Here is a 17,586-nt window from a genome sequence, read left to right as displayed (position 1 = left end):
CGCCGAATTATTAATATTTTGCAAATGCTTATAAACCTGGGAGGCCAAAACATGCTTTTCACGAAAAAAAACGACACCGACTTCTTGCTGCTGCTGATTAAAGCGTCGGAGAATACCCTCCATGCGGCCCAGATGTTCCGCAATGCCGTCATGGGTGACGAGCCGCCGGCGACCTTTTACCCGCAGTTGAAAGAGCTGGAGAATAAAGGCGATCAGATTACCCACGAAATTTTCAAAGGCTTAAACAAGGTGTTCATTACTCCGCTTGACCGGGAAGATATTATGGAATTGGCCTCCAAAGTAGATGACGTTATGGACGGAATCGAAGCGACGATCGCGCGTTTCGATTATTTGAACATTTCCGTCTCCGACAAATATATGAAGGAATTTTCCGCGGTCATCGTCGCCAGCTGCCAGCATATACTGGATGCCTTCAAGCTTCTTGCCAAAAAGAAATATATGCAAATCACCGAGCATACCGTTCAGATCAACAGCTTGGAGAACGAAGCGGATCGTCTCATGAGGGAGGGCATCCGCGAAATTTTCATGAAGCCGAAAGACCCTTATACCGATTTCAAGCTGAAGGAATTGTATGAGCGCCTGGAGCAGACTACGGATGCCTGCGAAGATGTCGCCAACATTCTGGAGAGCGTCGTGCTTAGGTATTCGTAATTCCGTTTGCCCGGGAATACCTAGCATTTCAGGAGGACATTATGCTAACCACTCTAATCATTATCGTTATTTTGGCGCTCTTATTCGACTTCATCAACGGTTTTCACGATACGGCTAATGCGATCGCGACGTCCATCTCCACCCGGGCCTTGTCTCCGCGGATCGCTGTTTTTTTTGCGGCCATCCTGAACTTTGTCGGCGCCGTCTTCTCTTCGGAGGTCGCGAAAACGGTGGGCGGTAAAGTCGCCAACCCGGCCACCATTCCCCACGGGATGGAAATCGTCGTCGCCGCGCTGATTACCGCCATCATCTGGAATCTGATCACCTGGTATTACGGCATTCCTTCCTCCTCCTCGCACACCTTGATCGGCGCGCTGGCGGGCAGCGTTATCGCGGGTGCGGGAACGAAGGCGCTGAACTGGGGCGGCTTGAAGGAAATCATTACGATTCTCATATTATCTCCGATCGTTGCATTCGCTACAGGCTTCATCATCATGTGGATCATCCGGCGCATCATTATTATCAGCGGCAACACCTCGCGAAGCAAATTGAACCGGACGTTCAAAGTGTTTCAGGTGTTCTCCGCCGGGCTGCTCTCCTTCTCGCACGGGGGCAACGACGCCCAGAAAGCGATGGGCATTATCGTTTTCGCGCTCGTGGCGCTCGGATATAAGACGACACTGGACGTGCCGCTTTGGGTAAAAGTTTGCGCGGCGACCGCCATGGGCCTCGGCACCTCGATCGGCGGCTGGCGCATCATCAAGACCATGAGCAAGAATCTTCTGAAGATCGAACCGATTAACGGCTTCGCTTCCGATTTGAATTCATCCATCGTCATCCAAACATCTACGGCGCTCGGCATGCCTTTATCGACGACGCACGTCATCTCTTCCTCCATTATCGGGACTGGGACGGTCATGAGGTTCCATGATGTGAAATGGTCCACCGTCACCCGCATGGTCATGACTTGGATCATCACGATTCCGATCAGCATGGTGCTTGCCTACCTGATTTATAAAATCATTTTTGTTTTTTCCTCCTGAGGACAAGCCTGGATCCCGCTGCTATCGGATCCGGGCTTTTTGAGTTGATAAGACTTTATAAGTTTTCGCAACTTATAGCTTCGCATCAACCTTGGTAAACGCGCTGGTCCTTGTAAGACAAGGACGGCGTAGCCGTTTATCCTGGTTAGGTTCCGATGACGCTACCGTTGTTCCCAGTCCGGCTTGATTGCGCCGATGGACAGACTGACCCTGTAATTGCCGTAATGCAGCAATTCATCCAGAAACGCGTTCAACGCCTCATGATCCGCCACGCGGACCTTGAGCCAATAACAGCCCTCACCGCTGACCCGGTGGGCCTCCTCCACCTTTTCTTCCCTTCTCAAGAACGATTGAAACCGGGCGTGGGACGCATCCAGTTTCATAAATACGGTGACAAGCGCCAGGACCGTTAAACCAAGCTTCTCCGGATTCCATTTCAGCGTATATCCGTCGATGACTCCCATATCCTCCAGCTTGCGTACCCGGGCTCCCACCGCCTGCCCAGTCAAATGAACCCTTTGACCGATCTCTTTATGGGATAACGTCGAATCCTCCATCAAATTTCGAATAATTTCCATGTCGATCTCGTCAGGAAAGCTTGTAGTCATTCGATACAACATCCTTTTCATTGTGAAAATAAAACGAAGCGATCCTTTTCACGCGCTGCTTCTCTCCCTTTCGCTATTGGCTTACAATGGTTCTATGACCTAAGCTGAAGGGAATGATACCTTAATGAAACTGCAGTTGATCCGCAATGCCACACTACGAGTCCATTATGGGGGAGCCGACATTCTGGTTGATCCTCTGCTCGGGGGAGCGGGCGTGTACCCTCCTATCCCGAGGACGTCCAATGATCGGCGCAATCCGCTTGTAGAGCTGCCCGTTCCTGTGGAAGAACTGATACACCCGGATTTGATCCTTGTTACCCACGTGCATAGAGATCATTGGGATGAAGCGGCCGCTTCCCTTCTTCCCCATGAAACTCCTCTCGTCTGTCAACCGGACAACGAAGACCTACTCAAAAATCAGGGCTTCAAGAACGTGCTTCCCGTCGAAGCCGCTTTGGAATGGAAGCACATCGGGATCCGCCGCACTTCCGGCCGGCACGGGACAGGAGACATTGCCGTCGCTATGGGACCGGTCTCGGGCTTCGTGCTGAAGGCGGATGGCGAGCCGACGCTCTATATTGCCGGAGATACGGTATATTGTCTCGAAGTGGAGCAGGCCATTCAAGCTTACCAACCGGAGATCATTGTCGTCAATGCGGGCGGAGCCCGGTTCCTTGAGGGCGATCCGATCACGATGAACGCGGAAGACATCCAGCGCGTCTGCCGCCTAGCCCCGTATTCGCGAATCATCGCGGTTCATCTGGAAGCGATCAATCATTGTCTGGAAACGCGGGAGGGGCTCCGTGCACGGTTAACGGCCGCGGGCTGCATCGCTCAGGTGGACATTCCGCAAGACGGGGAATGGCTTTGAACGATAGAGGTAGAAACGAAAATAAGCCCGGGCCGTTGGCGGCCCCGGGCCTTGCTTTGCGCAGCTTACTTAATCCAAATAATAAGCGAGGCTTTGCAGCTCGGTCGTAAAGTCCGCATGATGCACCCGGACCTCTCCCGGCACTTTAATGATGATCGGTGCAAAGTTCAGGATCGCTTCGACGCCCGCTTCGACGAACTGATTCGCCACCGACTGGGCCTCCGCCGCGGGAACGGTAATGATGCCGATCCGCACATGCAGCGCCTCGATCGTTTCCTTCAGCTCCTCCATCGGCTTCACCTTCAGGTTGTTGATCGATTCCCCTACCTTGGAAGCGTGCGCGTCGAAGACGGCGACAATCTTCATATGATCCTTCAAATAAGCGTTATAATTGCACAGAGCACGCCCCAGATTGCCGGCCCCGACCAAGGCAACCGGAATCACCTTGTCGAGCTTGAGGATCTGCCTGATTTTCTCGATTAAATAATCGACGTCGTAGCCGATACCTTTTTTACCGAATTCCCCGAAGTACGCAAGGTCCTTTCGAATCTGCGCCGGGTTCAAATCCAGCTTCACCCCTAAATCCTGTGAGGAGACGGTAGTGACGTTTTTCTTGCTGAGCTCATTTAGGAAGCGAAGATAAATCGGCAGCCGACGGACGACCGCTTCTGAAATTTTGATCGTTTTCATGCTTCATTCTCACCCATCCACTGCTTTATTCTTGGTACCAGCTGGCTTGTATTCATATGCTCGATTTTCGGTCCCGGCAGCGAATATAAGAAATATTTCCCATAAGTCGTATCAATGACCCTCGTATCGTAAATAATGACGATGCCTTTATCCGATGCGGTGCGGACGAGCCGTCCGAACCCCTGCTTGAACCGGATGACGGCCTGCGGCACGGAAAGCTTCATGAAGGCGTTCAGGTTCCGCTTTTTCAGATTCTCCGTCTTCGCCTCGACCAGCGGATGATTCGGAGGCTGGAAGGGCAGGCGCACGATCGCAAGGCAGGTGAGCGCATCACCCGGAATGTCGACGCCTTCCCAGAAGCTGCTCGTCCCCAGCAGAACGCAGGCCGGCGTGCTCTGGAAAAGCCGGGTCAGCTTGCTGCGGTTGCTGCTGTCAACGCCCTGACCGAGTACCCCGATGCCGAAGGAGACGAGCAAATCCTTCAGCCCGGCATGCACCGCTTTCAGCATCCGGTTGGAGGTGAACAGCACCAGCATGCGTCCTCTGGTTTGAAGCGCCACCTCGGCAAGGGACGGAATGAGCTTGTCGACGAACTCCTTCTCCCCGGCCGCTCCCCCGCGCAGCGTCGGGAAGTCCCTCGGAATAGCCACCAGCGCCTGCTCTCTGTAATTGAAGGGCGAAGGCAGCTGTACCGTCTTCAATTTGCCGTTCTTCTCCTCCGGCTGAAGCCCGAGCTGCTCGCATGTATAGTCGAACGATTTGCCTACGGAAAGCGTCGCCGACGTCATAATGACGCTGTCTTTTGCATCGAAGAAATATTGCTGCAGCAGCGCGCTGACATCGATCGGCACGCTGAACAGCTGTACGGAACGTCCTTTATTATTTTGTCCTGCTTCGACCCAATAGACCGTATTGTCATCGGGAATCGTCATAAAGGACCGCAAATCGTCCCGATGCCTTGCCAGCTCCTTCGCCGTTCCCCCGAGATCGGTGACCAGGCTCTGCACATCGTAAACCTCCTGCACGTCCTTTAGGTCCCCAATCAGCCGGTCCAACCGTTTGGAGGCGTCGTTAAAGGCATGATGCATTTTCTCCTCAATGCCCTGAAGCTTATCCCACCCATAAGGGAGCGCTTCCTTCTTGACGCGCAGCACCATCTGGTTCCCTTCGGCCGAGGCTTCGCTGCGGGAGAGAAGAAGCTGATACATCAGATCCGTCAGCTGGTCCCATTCCTCCTTGATCTCGATGAGCGCTTCGCAAGTCCGGTCGATCGATTCGATCCAAGCCTTGACCTTCTCGTCTCCTTCGTCCCGATGCTTCTGCAGCCGGAAACGTAGCTGGGACAGCTGGCCGGAACGGCTGTCCTTAAACAGCCACTGCAGCGTATTCAGCAGGCTGTAATAGTGAAGCTCCGTCCCCAGATGCTTACCCGCAACCTCTTCGAAATGATGAGCCTCGTCGATCACCAAATGCTTGTAAGAAGGCAGCAGCCGGTTCTCAGCCTTCATATCGGTAAACAGTAGCGAGTGGTTCGTGATGACCACGTCCGCCGTATTGGCATCGTTCTTGGCCCGGTGGTAAAAGCATTTCTTGAACCAAGGACAGTTCCGGTTCAGGCAGGAATCCGCATCGCTTTCCACTGTTTGCCAGAACTGCTGTCCCCGTCCGGCGAAATGCAGTTCTTCCTCGTCCCCGTGTTTGGTTTCGCCCAGCCAGACGAGCATTTGCGCCGCTGTGATCCGGTCGTCCTTGCCGGCGTCGAAATCCTGCGTATTGATCTTTTCTTCAAATTTGCGCAAGCACAAATAATGGCTGCGGCCTTTAAAGACGGCAGCCTTGAAACGTACGGGGAACAAATCATGAAGCAGTGGGATATCCCGCTCTCTCAGCTGCTCCTGCAAATTGATCGTATGCGTGCTGACCAGCACTTTCTTATCGTGCTTTAAGCCGTAGTATAGCGACGGGATCAAGTACCCCAGCGATTTCCCGGTTCCGGTGCCCGCTTCGATCATCAAATGCTGATCCTGCTTGAAGGCTTGCTCGACTTCCCCCAGCATTTGCACTTGGGCTTCCCGGTCCTCGTACGATTCAAAGCGCTGACGAAGCACCGCCTTGAGCCCCTCATAGAAGGTTCCGAAGTCATCCGGCATGGAACGGACATCGTCCGCATCCCGAAGCTCGTCCTCCTCGCCCCAATCCGTCACGTTCATCGCAAACTGGCGGAAATAGCGGTCCGCTTCGGTATCGAGCGGATGGTGGAGCTCCTTATACTGCCTCATTTCGTACAGGAACCAGCCGAAGTCACTGGCTGAATCCGCAAATACCATCTCGAGCCGCTGCAGCGTCAATAACGGAAGCGTTTGAAAGCGCTCCAAGCATTTAAGCCACAGCCGCGCCGTAACCTCCGCGTCGCTGTCCGCTTGATGGGGCCGTTCGTGCTCGATACCAAGCGCATGACACGCCATGGACAACTGCAGGCTAGATAAGCCGGGATACAGCACCCTGAGGCCATCCATCGTGTCCAGCACTCTGCCGTCGAATGAGAAATAACCTTCCTCATCCAGCGCCCGCTGTAGAAATCCCAAATCGAAAGCGATATTGTGGCCGACAAGAACGGCATCCTGCAGCAACGGCACCATGTCCGCCATCACGGTATCGAGCCCGGGTGCGTCCTGAACCATCGCGTCGTCAATGCCGGTAAGACTTGTAATAGAAGAAGGTATACTCATGCCCGGGTTGACGAGAGAAGTATACCTGTCTGTAATCTCATGATCGTTTATAATAAAAAGCCCGACTTGGATAATTCGATCCTGAGCCGTGCTTCCGGTCGTTTCGAAGTCCAGAACCGCGAATTTCATTGCTGCTCACTTCAATCCCTTCATTTCCTTCTCCCCTAAGCATACCAATACCGCCCGAAAAAGGAAATAGAAAACTTATCCTCATTCGCGAGAATTATCCCCCGGGACGAGCTGAAGCGAAGGCGAATTGCAATCCGCCTTTCTTCTCGCAGCAAACTCCGAGATCAAGAAGAGGCTGAACGCTGCTGGGATCCGTACGATAGGCCAGGTTGAAAAATTCGCACGCCTTCTCCGTATTCCGCTTGAGGACTTGGATGCACCCCATGGCATTATACGAGATGGCCCGCATTTGCAGATTGTCCGTCAACTGGGATAAAAAGTGAAAATGCGTATAGCTTTCGGCTTCCTCGCCTTTTTGCAAATACGACATGGCCAAATAAATTCTCGCCAGGTTAAAATCCGGCTGCTGTCTTAGCTGCTCGCCGAACGAAGAAATAGCCTCGTCGAACATATGCAGCTTATAGTAGCCTTGGCCGCGAATGAACAGATCATTTCGTTTCCCGGCGAATTCGGGATCCAGCGGATCCATGCCTCCTGCATATAGGGAACTAATTTCGTTCTGCCGCATAAACTGGCCGAGCTTCTCCTCGAACAGAAGCCACTCTTCAATACAATTGTCGCTCATGTCCTTGAGCGAGCGAAGCTTTTCCTGAAGCTCTTTTTTCTTGGAGGGTGAAGCGGATGGGTACTCGAGCATCGTGTTGTGGAGCATATCGTTCATCGAACCAAAAAGATGTTTGAACATACGGCATCCCACCTTGCTCCGTGAATTGTATCTTCATTGTGCGCGAGCCCATCCCGTTTCATTCTCCTTACAAAACGGTGGAATGAATTTCTTCCTTCAATACGCTGACGACGGCGTTATTCTCGCCCATAATAGCAATTTGCGGCACGTGACGGCGCGCCTCTTCTTCCTGCATCATCACATAAGACAAAATGATGACGGTATCGCCCACATGCACCTTTCTTGCCGCCGCGCCGTTCAGACAGATGACGCCCGAGCCCCGAGGGCCAGGTATAATGTACGTTTCAAAGCGTTCACCGTTATTGTTGTTGACAATTTGCACCTTCTCGTTAGAGAGCATGTCAACAAGCTCCAAAATATCCTGGTCGATCGTGATGCTTCCGATATAGTTCAAATTCGCTTCCGTTACGGTAGCGCGGTGAATTTTCGACTTCAGCATGGTTCGAAACACGTCTCTCGCCTCCTGCTTAATATCCTCTTTTTTATGAATGAATGGGTATGATACGGTTGTCGATCAGCCGGGTTTTACCGAATTTCACGGCCAATGCCAGAATAATCCGCTCGGCTTCCGTCAGCTTGTGCACGGGCTCCAGCGACGGATATGCCAATACCTCGGCATAATCGATCACGGCCAGCGGCGCCTCCGCAATCCGTTTCGACAAGGCTTCTTTCACGTCCGCCGACGTAAGCTCGTCTCCAGCTTCCTTCACGAGCGATTCGGCGGCCTGAAGCGCCTGATTGAGAACCGTTGCCTGCTGCCGCTCCTCCGGACTTAAGTACACATTCCGCGAGCTCTTAGCGAGTCCGTCAGCCTCTCTCAGCGTGGGACACGGTACAATGCGGACCGGCATATTCAGGTCCAGCACCATTTGCTCGATAACCGATACCTGCTGCGCGTCCTTGAGGCCGAAGAAAGCGAAATCCGGCTGCACGATATTGAACAGCTTCGTCACGACGGTCGCTACCCCGTCAAAATGTCCCGGCCGCGAAGCTCCGCACAATCTTTCCGTCACTCCGGCCACGGTTACGACGGTTTTGGTGGGAGCAGGATACATCTCCTTCACTTGCGGGAAGAAGAGCACGTCCGCTCCCGCTTCCTCCGCCACCTCCCTGTCCCGCGCCTCATCCCTCGGATAGCTTTCGAAATCCTCGTTCGGGCCGAACTGCAGCGGATTGACGAAAATGCTCATAACGACCAAGCCGCACTGCTTCCGTGCGGCTTGCAGAAGAGAAGCGTGGCCTTCATGCAGGAAGCCCATCGTCGGCACGAATCCGACCTGCAGATCGGGATTCGAGACGCGCTGCGCCTTGATATGCTCCCGCAGCTCCGCAATGGATCGAATAATGATCATAGCTCAAGTTACTCCGTTTCCATTTATATTGAAGAGGTCGAACCGGCGGTCAGCCGTTCTTTTTTAGGTTCTGCCGATCCGCCGTATAAATGCTCCGCGACTTCGCCTTCCATCTGGAAGCTGTGCTCCGGCCCCGGAAAACGGCGCTCGCGGACATCCTCCACATAGCTTTGAATTCCGGCACGGATTTGTTCGCCGATGTTGGCGTACGTTTTAACGAAGCGCTTCGGATGGAGATCGGCTCCATAGCCCAGCACGTCGTGGAATACTAGCACTTGACCGTCGCAGCCTGCTCCTGCGCCGATGCCGATCGTCGGAATCGACAGCTGCTTCGTCACCTGCTCGGCAAGCTGCTCGGTTATGAGTTCCAGTACGATAGCAAACGCTCCGGCCTGCTCCAGCGCCTTAGCGTCGTCGAGCAGCTTCTTCGCCTGTGCGGAATTTTTACCCTGCACCTTGTAGCCGCCGATTTGATGAATCGATTGCGGCGTTAAACCGACATGCGCCATGACCGGTATGCCCGCTTGAACCAACGCTTGTACGGCGGGAACGATCTCGGCGCCTCCTTCCAGCTTGAGTGCCTTAGCCAATCCCTCCTGCATAATGCGCGCGCCGTTCCGAAGCGCCGTGTCCAAGCTTCCGTGATACGTCATGAACGGCATATCTGTGACGACGAAGCTGCTTTTCGCCGCGCGGGTGACGGCTTTTGAATGGTAGATCATGTCGTCTAAAGTCACCGGAATCGTGGAGTCATAGCCGAGCACGACGTTCCCGAGCGAATCGCCTACCAGAATGACTTCCACGCCTGCCTGTTCAGCCAGCATGGCGGAAGGATAATCGTAAGCGGTAATGACGGTAATCGGCTTGCCGTCTTCTTTCATCTTTCTTAATTTGGCTGTTGTGACCGGTTTGCGCGTTTCCATCCGTGCACCTGCTTTCTTCAGTGGTTGCGCTCTTAGTATTTCGTTCGGCCATCAGTTTGTTGCAAACAATAAAAAAACCTTCCAGCCCGTCATAAAGAGGCTAAAAGGTCACATGTCCGCAATTCATATGATCCTTCTGTCTCGGTCCGAACGGCTCAGAGCAGAATCCAATCATGATAAGGGTTTTGCTATTCGGTTAACTTAACTCCCGAGCTCAAACTCGGATCTTGCCGAATGTTCCTTGAGAGTGCAATTCCTGCGCGGATACCGCCTCCCGTATGAACATTATAGCAACATTGTTACGAAAAGTCATCTCATTTCGACATCGCCGGAGTACATTTTTACCAGCTTTCCATCCTCAAGCCTCACCACAAGCGCTCCGCTGTCTTCGATCGATACGGCGGTCCCCTCCGTCCGGCCCTTCGGCGTATCAACCGCGACCGGCCTGTCCAGCGTAACCGATAGCGCCTCCCAAAGCGATTTGATCGGAGCAAAGCCCCTCTCTTGGTACATATCGTACAGCTGCTCCAGCTCCAGCATGACGCGGCACAGCAGCTCGGTCCGGTCAATCGCCCTGCCGGAAGCAATCGCAAGGGAGGTCGCTTTCGCAGCCAGCTCCGGAGAGTAGTCCCTGGGCTCCAGGTTCGCGCTTATCCCCATGCCGACGATGACATGCTGCAGCCGTTCATCCTCGGCGCTCGATTCCAGCAGGATGCCGCATACTTTTTTCCTGTCGATCAGCAGATCGTTCGGCCATTTGATGCCGACGGGCAGATGGAGATTTCCCCGGATTGCCCGGCAGACGGCTACAGCTACGAGCAGAGTCAGCTGCGGCGTGAAATTGATCGGAATGCTGGGGCGCAGGATCAGGCTCATCCACAGGCCCTTTCCCTTGGGAGAATGCCAGCTTCGCCCCATTCTCCCCCGCCCGGCCGTTTGCATCTCCGCGACGACAAGCGTTCCTTCCGGAGCGCCGGCGTCCACCCATTCGCGAGCGATATTTTGAGTGGATTCCACCTGTTCGTAGTATTTTAGCTCCCGTCCGAGTACCTTGGTTTGCAGCCTGGAAAGGACGTCCGCCACATCCAGCTTATCCGGCTTCGACAGCAGCTTGTAGCCTTTGCGCGGCACCGCCTCGAACTCGTAGCCCTGCGTACGAAGCCGTTCGATCTGCTTCCAGATCGCGGTCCGGCTCACCTGGAGCTTGCCGCTGATTTCTTCACCCGAAACAAATTCGCCGTTCGCCCTCTCGAATAGCTCCAGCAATCGATCCGTCATTGTGTATCCATCTCCTGCATTCGTTCGTATTCCGCCTCCGCCGCGGCGAGCAGCGGGCTCCGCTCGTTCGGCAGCTCGCCAAGGGCGGCTTGCTCAAGAAGCCGCTGCAGCAGCTTGCCCATCCATGGACCCGGCTTACGCCGAAGCGTCTCGATCAAGTCTTTCCCGGTAATTGCCAAATCCGACAGCTGCGAGACGGGTAGCCCTTCCAGCCAGGCAGGCCCGCAGTCCGCCCACCGCTGCTGCGCCCTGTCATCGCGCTGCAAAGCGTATAGCGAAGCCAGCGCGGACATAGCGGGAATGCCGAACTGCAGCGCCGCCAGCACCCAAATGCGCTTGGCCTCCGCCGGCAAGTCCCCATTACCCGCCTCCACAGCGTGATATGCCCCCAGGATCGAGCCGATCGCTTCCGTCTGCTGCTTGGAAAAGGTCAGCTGCCGCAGATCGTTTTCAGTCTCCAGCCGATCCGCTCCCAGCTTCATAAACCAATAAGCCCAGCGCCATTCGGCTTCCGGAAGCTCCGCCCAGCCTGGATCCGCTTCCGCGCCGTCCAGGTCCGCGAGCCGAAGCTCTTGCTTGACATACCGGAGCGCCTTACTGGCAGCCAGCAGCCGGAGAGCCTGCTGCGGGTCGCTTCCGTTCATCATCCGTTCGAGCTCGGCTCTCACCCGCTCCATCGCGATATGCCGCAGGAGCGGCAGCTTCTCGAGCAGCGCCGTCCAGGTTCCCTGCTCGATGCGAAGCCCATACTCGGCGGCAAAACGGATACAGCGAAGCATCCGGAGAGCGTCCTCCTGGAACCGTTCTCTCGGGTCTCCGACGCAGCGCAGCAGTCCGTCCCTCACGTCGTTCATGCCGCCGAACGGGTCCACCAGCTTGCCCTCGGCATCGAGAGCCATCGAATTCATCGTAAAGTCCCGGCGCTCAAGGTCCTCCTGCAGATTATCGATATATTCCACCTCGGAGGGACGGCGGAATGCTTCATAATTCCCTTCACGCCGGAACGTCGTTACCTCGTAAGGAACCCGGTTCCGCAGCACCGTGATCGTACCGTGCTGAAGCCCTGTAGGAATCGTGCGGGGGAACAGCTTCTGCACGTCCTCCGGCTTCGCCGAAGTTGCAATGTCATAATCCTTGACCGGGCGGCCAAGCTGCTTATCCCTGACGCATCCGCCGACCAAATATGCCGCGTAGCCGTGCATGTTCAGCTCCCGCACGATTTGAAGCGCTTGCTGCTCCAATGGTTCACTCATAGCCCCAATTCCTTCTTAGCAGTTCAAAGGTCTCGACTTCATCTCTTCCGGCACCGGACGGCCGAGCACTCTGTAATAGATTTCCTCATATTGCCGAGTGATCGCGTCGTTGCAGAACGTATACCGGGCCCGGTACAAACAGGCTTCCTTCATCCGGTGATAAGACGCTTCGTCTTTAAGCAGCGAGGAAGCATACAGCGCCATTTGATCGACGTCGCCGATCGGGGCCAGGAAGCCGGTTTCCCCGTGAGTGATCAGCTCAGGGATACCGCCCGCATTCGATGCGACGGTAGGCACGCCGCAAGCCATCGCCTCCAGCGCCACGAGGCCGAAGCTTTCCTTCTCCGAAGGAAGCAGCATCAGATCGGATAGCGAGAGCAGCTGCGCGACGTCGTCCTGCTTGCCGCAGAACGTGACGCGGTCGAGAAGCCCCTTCTCCTTCACCTTGCAGAGCACCTTCGACAGCTCGGGCCCCTCCCCTACGAAGAGCAGACGGGCGGGAATATCTTGCCGCACCTTATCGAAAATTTCCACCACGTCGGTTACCCGCTTCACGGGACGGAAATTTGAAATATGAATGAGAATTTTCTCGTCGGGATGGGCAAACTCCTTACGCAGCGACGCAACTTCGCGGGGATAATAGACCCGTTTGTCTACGAAGTTGTAAGCAAGGTCGATCGGCTTCTCCACCCCCAGCAGGTTCCGGGTTTCGGTGATCAGATCGCCCGAAACGGCCGTCACCGCGTCGCTCCGGTCAATGGCAAAACGGATCAGGTCGCTGAGCGATTCGTCCTGAGCGAGCACGGTAATATCGGTACCGTGCAATGTAGTGACCACCTTGAGCTGGTCGCCGACCATTTGCTTGGCGAGCAGCGCGCAAACCGCATGCGGTATCGCGTAGTGCACGTGAAGCAGGTCCAGTTCTTCGAGCTTTACCACTTGAGCCAGCTTGCTGGCAAGGGACAAATCATACGGCGGATATTTGAAGACATAATAGTCGTTAACTTCCACTTCATGGTAAAAAATATTGCGGTCAAACTTGCCTAATCGGAAAGGCATGCTGTGCGTAATAAAATGCACTTCATGTCCCTTCTCCGCAAGCAGCTTGCCCAGCTCCGTGGCGACAACTCCGGAACCGCCCAGCGTCGGGTAGCAAGTAATTCCTATTTTTAACCGGTCCATCATGCGTTGCCTCCCTCTCCCTCTCGTTTACCTCTCATCTAATCGCTCGGAATGTATTAGAACAAGTCCGCCTCCAGCGGCAGCTTGTTGACAAAACCTTCGGCAAACGGCACCAATCGTTTCTGTCCAAGCAGCCTGTCGCGCGCCTCGACACGTTCAAGATACCCTTGATTGAGCGGCGTCTGCACATAATCATTGCCTGCGCTGATCGGATCGAACTGGCTGCGGTACGCCTGCAGGGCGGCCACTTTCCGTTCATACACCCCGCTCACGTCCACCATGACATCGCATACGTCGAGATCGTTGATAAAGTAAAAATAAGTATCCTTCACCGTATGCGCCTCAAGCTCCGGCATATATTTCCGAAGCTTGGCGTTGAATACCGCCTCCTGCACCAGCTTGCTGCAAGCGATGTGATCCGGGTGACGGTCCTCCCAATAAGGAGCAAACACGACTCGCGGCTTCCAGCGGCGGATTTCCGCTACGATGCGGTCCACATGCTCCTTTGTCAAGGTCAGCCCGCGGTCCGGCAGCTCGAGATTGCTCCGCATCGCAAGCCCGAGCACCTTCGCGGCTTCCTCCGCCTCCCGGCGGCGGATCGCCACCGTGCCGTTCGAGGACATCTCGGCGAGCGTCAGATCGCAAATGCCGACGCGCTGCCCGGCAGCCGTATGCTTGGCGATCGTGCCGGCCATGCCGATTTCGGCGTCGTCCGGGTGCGCCCCGAAAATGAGCAAATCCAGCTTCCCGCTCATTACTCCATAACCCCCGGCTTATACTTGTGAACCAGCTCGCGCCAAGCGAAATCGCCGCGGTCCAGCGCCTTTACCAATATTTCCGCCGTAGCGATGTTCGTCGCGCACGGAATGCCCTGCACATCGCACAGCCTCAGCAGCGCGATGATGTCCGGCTCGTGCGGCTGCGCCATCAGCGGGTCGCGAAGGAAAATGATAAAATCCATTTCGTTAGTCGCCACCATAGCACCGATTTGCTGGTCTCCGCCAAGCGGCCCGGACATGAACCTGTGAATGTTCAACTCGGTCTTTTCCATAATGCGCGTACCCGTCGTTCCCGTTGCATATAGTTGATGATGCTTGAATACCTGTTCGTAGGCCGTAACGAAGTTCACCATTTCATCTTTTTTACGGTCGTGTGCGATCAATGCAATCTTCATGGACATGTGGACGTCTCCTCTCCTACAAAGCGAGGACATATCAACGGTCTTCGCCGTCTCTTGTCCTCACTTTTCTATCTAATCTATAAGATGCTCAAAACCGTAAATCATTCCCGTATAACCCATCACTTTTTTTACCGCGGTGTTCACGCCGGGCATATAGCCTGCGCGGTCATAGGAGTCGTGACGGATTTTGAGCGTCTGCCCGAATGCGCCGAAAATAACCTCCTGCTGGGCAAAGACGCCGGGAAGCCGAACGCTATGTATCCGAAACCCTTGATACAGCCCGCCTCGGGAGCCCTCGATCGTTTCGTGCTCGTTCGGATTGCCCTGACGCAGCTCCTCCCGAACCTCGGCGATCAGCTCGGCCGTCTTCACCGCCGTTCCCGACGGGGCGTCCAGCTTCTGGTCTCCATGGTATTCGATAATTTCAAGGTGAGGAAAATATTTCGACGCCTGCGCCGCGAACTTCATCATAAGAATCGCTCCGATGGAGAAGTTCGGAGCGATCAGCCCCCCGATGCCCTCGGCCTTGCACTGCTTGTCCAGCTCAGCGATATCCTCCGGCGTGAAACCGGTGGTGCCCATAATGGGACGAACACGGTGGCGGATCGCCAGTCTAGTATTGACAACCGCCGATTGCGGCGTCGTGAAATCGACGAGCACGTCAGGCTTGCTCTCCACGAGCGCAAGCTCCAGATCGTTCGTAACGTTGACTCCGCAGGCGTCCATACCTACAAGGCGTCCCGCATCCGTGTTAGGCACCGTTCGGGCTACAGCGGCGACCAGCTCCAATTCCGGATCGCCGAGCACCATCTTGACCACCTCGCGTCCCATTCGTCCGCTGGCGCCGGCTACCGCTACTTTAATGATCTTTTGATTCATAACTCGATCCTTCCCTTCCCGTTGGTGCTCCTTTATCGATCTGCATATATTGCTTCCATTTTTGCTCGTATTCCGGTAAGAGACGGTTTCCTATGGCATGGTTCGGATCCAGCTTGAGCATTTCCTTGACGGCCTGAATCGCCGAGCTGTATTCCTCCAGACGGGCATAAGCAATCCCGAGTAAGAGAAAAGCTTCGAGCGCAAGCGGGTCGAGATCGACCGCCTGCTTTAGGAGCGCCACCGCCAGCCATAACCGGGAATACCGGTCGTCCGATTCCTCGAACAGCCTCTCGGCTTGAACCGTCAGCTCCTTGGCCTGCAGGTGCTGGTAATGGAACGAATAATGCTCATCCTCCGGATCGAGCTCCACAGCCCGCTTCGCATGCTCTATCGCTTTAACCAATTTGTTGCTGCGCGAATAAGTGATCGACAGCTTGTAATGATAGGCTGCACAAGCCGGCGCGAGCTCGATCGCCCGTTCAAACCATGCGATAGCCTGTTCGAAATCATGCTTTAAGATGGCCTCATAAGCTTTCTTGATCGCTTCTTCGCCGTTCATGGATCCCATCCCTCCAAGCTCTGCACATAGCAAAACCGCTTCGGAAGCCTTCGCTTCCTCCAGAGTAATGGTACATCATATGAACCGGCTCAGTTATCCGTGTTAATTTTGGTCCATCGGTCGGCATCGCGCGTACGAAATTTGTGCATCACTTTGTCATGCGCTTCCGTCAGATCGATGCCGAGCGAATTGGCAAAGCAGATGGTGATGAATAAGATATCGCCGAGCTCCAGCTCGATCGAATTGTCCGCCTCCGTCGCTTTCTTCGGCTTCTCCCCGAACCGGTGATTTACTTCCCTTGCAAGCTCCCCGACTTCCTCGGACATGCGGGCAAGCATCGTCATCGGCTGGAAATATCCTTCTTTAAATTGTAATATGTATGCATCTACCTCGTTTTGGAGGTCTTTTAACGTTTTTTGCGTCATAGCCGCTTTACTGTCACCAACCTTATCGCTCTTTTATCCCGGCAGCGAAAAACGACATTATTTCGCATCAATACCATGTTAACGCAAAAGGAGGTCTCATGACAAATTTTTTTTGCATTTCCATGGCAAAACTAAGGTATGAACCCTCACCCCGGATCACTCTTGCGAAAGGAGACCGACTATGCCGGTCAAGCCGCTTGCGCATCATGCCCGCGCGATCCTGCCCATTGCCTTCGGCACCGCCGTCTATGCGTTCGCCCTTCATTACTTTGTCATTTCCAACCAGCTGATGGAAGGCGGCATCACCGGGATCTCGCTACTATTGAATTATATTTTCGGGCTTCCTCCCTCGGCGGCAACGCTTGTCATTAACGCCCCGATTTTTTATATCGGGTGGCGCATTCTGGGGAAGGAATCCATGCTCTATTCCATCGCCGGAACTTTGCTGCTCTCTTTTTTCCTCTGGGTGATGGAGCTTCTGATTCGACGCGGCTGGATCGTGCCGTTCCACACGGAGTCCGATTATTTCCTCGTCACGGCTTATGCCGGCTTCACGCTCGGCTGCGGATTAGGGATCGTGTTCCGCTACGGCGGCACAACCGGAGGCACCGATATCATCGCGCGCATTGTACAGAAGAAGCGGGGCTGGAGCATGGGCCAATTCATTCTGCTCTCGGACGTACTGGTCATTGGCTCTTCCTTGTTCTTTATCCCCAAAGAAAAGGTGCTTTACACCTTCGTGGCCGTATTTATCGCTTCGAAAATGATCGACATCATCATGGAAGGGGCTTACGCCGCCAAAGCGTTCACCATCATCACGGACGCTTCCGATGAGGTAACGAAGGCTATCACTGCCGAGCTGGAGCGCGGCGTTACGCTGTTCCCCGCCATCGGAGCGTTCTCCAAGCTCCCCAAGAACGTGGTCTACTGCGTGGTATACCGGAGTGAAATGAAAAGGCTTAAAGACCTTGTACGCGAAGTCGATCCCCGTGCGTTCATTATCATCACGGAGGTGCACGACGTCGTCGGCGAAGGCTTTAAGCCGGAATAAAGAGCGATATAAGCGAA

At 54.7% G+C, this 17,586-nt stretch carries 19 protein-coding genes; 4 read left to right on the top strand and 15 right to left on the bottom strand.

Annotated elements, in window-relative coordinates:
• Window positions 1-51 precede the first annotated feature (51 nt).
• The gene (locus O9H85_RS11255; RefSeq protein ID WP_269881450.1) at window positions 52-672 is read left to right on the top strand and encodes a DUF47 domain-containing protein; all 621 of its coding nucleotides are present in this window, start codon (window positions 52-54) and stop codon (window positions 670-672) included.
• 41 nt (window positions 673-713) lie between these two features.
• A complete protein-coding gene (locus tag O9H85_RS11250) occupies window positions 714-1,715 on the top strand; it encodes an inorganic phosphate transporter (RefSeq protein ID WP_269881449.1) in 1,002 nt (333 codons plus the stop codon).
• Window positions 1,716-1,876: 161 nt separating this feature from the next.
• Here the strand turns inward: O9H85_RS11250 and O9H85_RS11245 are convergent, their stop codons facing one another.
• Window positions 1,877-2,323 (bottom strand): Lrp/AsnC family transcriptional regulator, encoded by a 447-nt coding sequence (locus O9H85_RS11245; RefSeq protein ID WP_269881448.1) that lies wholly within the window; start codon window positions 2,321-2,323, stop codon window positions 1,877-1,879.
• Between the two features lie 124 nt (window positions 2,324-2,447).
• Here O9H85_RS11245 and O9H85_RS11240 point away from each other — a divergent pair, with 124 nt between their 5' ends.
• A complete protein-coding gene (locus O9H85_RS11240) occupies window positions 2,448-3,194 on the top strand; it encodes an MBL fold metallo-hydrolase (protein WP_269881447.1) in 747 nt (248 codons plus the stop codon).
• Window positions 3,195-3,263: 69 nt separating this feature from the next.
• Here O9H85_RS11240 and O9H85_RS11235 read toward each other — a convergent pair whose 3' ends face one another.
• The 14 genes from O9H85_RS11235 to O9H85_RS11170 form a co-directional block, all read right to left on the bottom strand.
• Window positions 3,264-3,884 carry a redox-sensing transcriptional repressor Rex gene (locus O9H85_RS11235; protein WP_269881446.1) on the bottom strand — a complete coding sequence of 207 codons (621 nt, stop codon included), beginning with the start codon at window positions 3,882-3,884 and terminating at the stop codon, window positions 3,264-3,266.
• Window positions 3,881-6,742 (bottom strand): ATP-dependent DNA helicase DinG, encoded by a 2,862-nt coding sequence (gene dinG / locus O9H85_RS11230; protein ID WP_269881445.1) that lies wholly within the window; start codon window positions 6,740-6,742, stop codon window positions 3,881-3,883. Before dinG ends, O9H85_RS11235 begins: the two co-directional genes overlap by 4 nt.
• A gap of 94 nt (window positions 6,743-6,836) precedes the next feature.
• Window positions 6,837-7,487 (bottom strand): tetratricopeptide repeat protein, encoded by a 651-nt coding sequence (locus O9H85_RS11225; protein WP_269881444.1) that lies wholly within the window; start codon window positions 7,485-7,487, stop codon window positions 6,837-6,839.
• 67 nt (window positions 7,488-7,554) lie between these two features.
• Window positions 7,555-7,938 carry an aspartate 1-decarboxylase gene (gene panD, locus O9H85_RS11220; protein ID WP_269881443.1) on the bottom strand — a complete coding sequence of 128 codons (384 nt, stop codon included), beginning with the start codon at window positions 7,936-7,938 and terminating at the stop codon, window positions 7,555-7,557.
• A 31-nt stretch (window positions 7,939-7,969) separates the two neighbouring features.
• Complete coding sequence (gene panC, locus O9H85_RS11215; RefSeq protein WP_269881442.1) at window positions 7,970-8,839, bottom strand: pantoate--beta-alanine ligase; 870 nt, start codon at window positions 8,837-8,839, stop codon at window positions 7,970-7,972.
• 23 nt (window positions 8,840-8,862) lie between these two features.
• The gene (gene panB / locus O9H85_RS11210; protein WP_269881441.1) at window positions 8,863-9,762 is read right to left on the bottom strand and encodes a 3-methyl-2-oxobutanoate hydroxymethyltransferase; all 900 of its coding nucleotides are present in this window, start codon (window positions 9,760-9,762) and stop codon (window positions 8,863-8,865) included.
• Between the two features lie 309 nt (window positions 9,763-10,071).
• Window positions 10,072-11,040 carry a biotin--[acetyl-CoA-carboxylase] ligase gene (locus O9H85_RS11205; protein ID WP_269881440.1) on the bottom strand — a complete coding sequence of 323 codons (969 nt, stop codon included), beginning with the start codon at window positions 11,038-11,040 and terminating at the stop codon, window positions 10,072-10,074.
• Window positions 11,037-12,293 (bottom strand): CCA tRNA nucleotidyltransferase, encoded by a 1,257-nt coding sequence (locus O9H85_RS11200; protein ID WP_269881439.1) that lies wholly within the window; start codon window positions 12,291-12,293, stop codon window positions 11,037-11,039. The genes O9H85_RS11205 and O9H85_RS11200 overlap by 4 nt, the downstream gene beginning before the upstream one ends.
• A 15-nt stretch (window positions 12,294-12,308) precedes the next feature.
• Window positions 12,309-13,478, bottom strand: coding sequence for an N-acetyl-alpha-D-glucosaminyl L-malate synthase BshA (bshA, locus tag O9H85_RS11195; RefSeq protein WP_269881438.1), 1,170 nt, complete (start codon window positions 13,476-13,478; stop codon window positions 12,309-12,311).
• A 53-nt stretch (window positions 13,479-13,531) separates the two neighbouring features.
• Window positions 13,532-14,230, bottom strand: coding sequence for a bacillithiol biosynthesis deacetylase BshB1 (bshB1, locus tag O9H85_RS11190; protein WP_269881437.1), 699 nt, complete (start codon window positions 14,228-14,230; stop codon window positions 13,532-13,534).
• On the bottom strand, window positions 14,230-14,655 hold the full coding sequence (gene mgsA / locus O9H85_RS11185) for a methylglyoxal synthase (protein ID WP_269881436.1): 426 nt from the start codon (window positions 14,653-14,655) through the stop codon (window positions 14,230-14,232). The genes bshB1 and mgsA overlap by 1 nt, the downstream gene beginning before the upstream one ends.
• Before the next feature lie 72 nt (window positions 14,656-14,727).
• A complete protein-coding gene (gene dapB, locus O9H85_RS11180; RefSeq protein ID WP_269881435.1) occupies window positions 14,728-15,534 on the bottom strand; it encodes a 4-hydroxy-tetrahydrodipicolinate reductase in 807 nt (268 codons plus the stop codon).
• A complete protein-coding gene (locus O9H85_RS11175) occupies window positions 15,515-16,093 on the bottom strand; it encodes a tetratricopeptide repeat protein (protein WP_269881434.1) in 579 nt (192 codons plus the stop codon). The genes dapB and O9H85_RS11175 overlap by 20 nt, the downstream gene beginning before the upstream one ends.
• 89 nt (window positions 16,094-16,182) lie before the next feature.
• Window positions 16,183-16,518: a nucleotide pyrophosphohydrolase gene (locus O9H85_RS11170; RefSeq protein ID WP_269881433.1), complete on the bottom strand. Its 336-nt coding sequence runs from the start codon at window positions 16,516-16,518 to the stop codon at window positions 16,183-16,185.
• 181 nt (window positions 16,519-16,699) lie between these two features.
• On the opposite strand from O9H85_RS11170, the gene O9H85_RS11165 reads away from it, so the two are divergent.
• Window positions 16,700-17,569, top strand: a complete 870-nt coding sequence (locus O9H85_RS11165; protein WP_269881432.1) for a YitT family protein — start codon at window positions 16,700-16,702, stop codon at window positions 17,567-17,569.
• Window positions 17,570-17,586 lie beyond the last annotated feature (17 nt).

The organism is Paenibacillus gyeongsangnamensis (assembly GCF_027533625.1).
Classification (GTDB): Bacteria; Bacillota; Bacilli; order Paenibacillales; family NBRC-103111; genus Paenibacillus_G; species Paenibacillus_G gyeongsangnamensis.
This window is presented reverse-complemented; position numbering and strand designations above follow the sequence as displayed.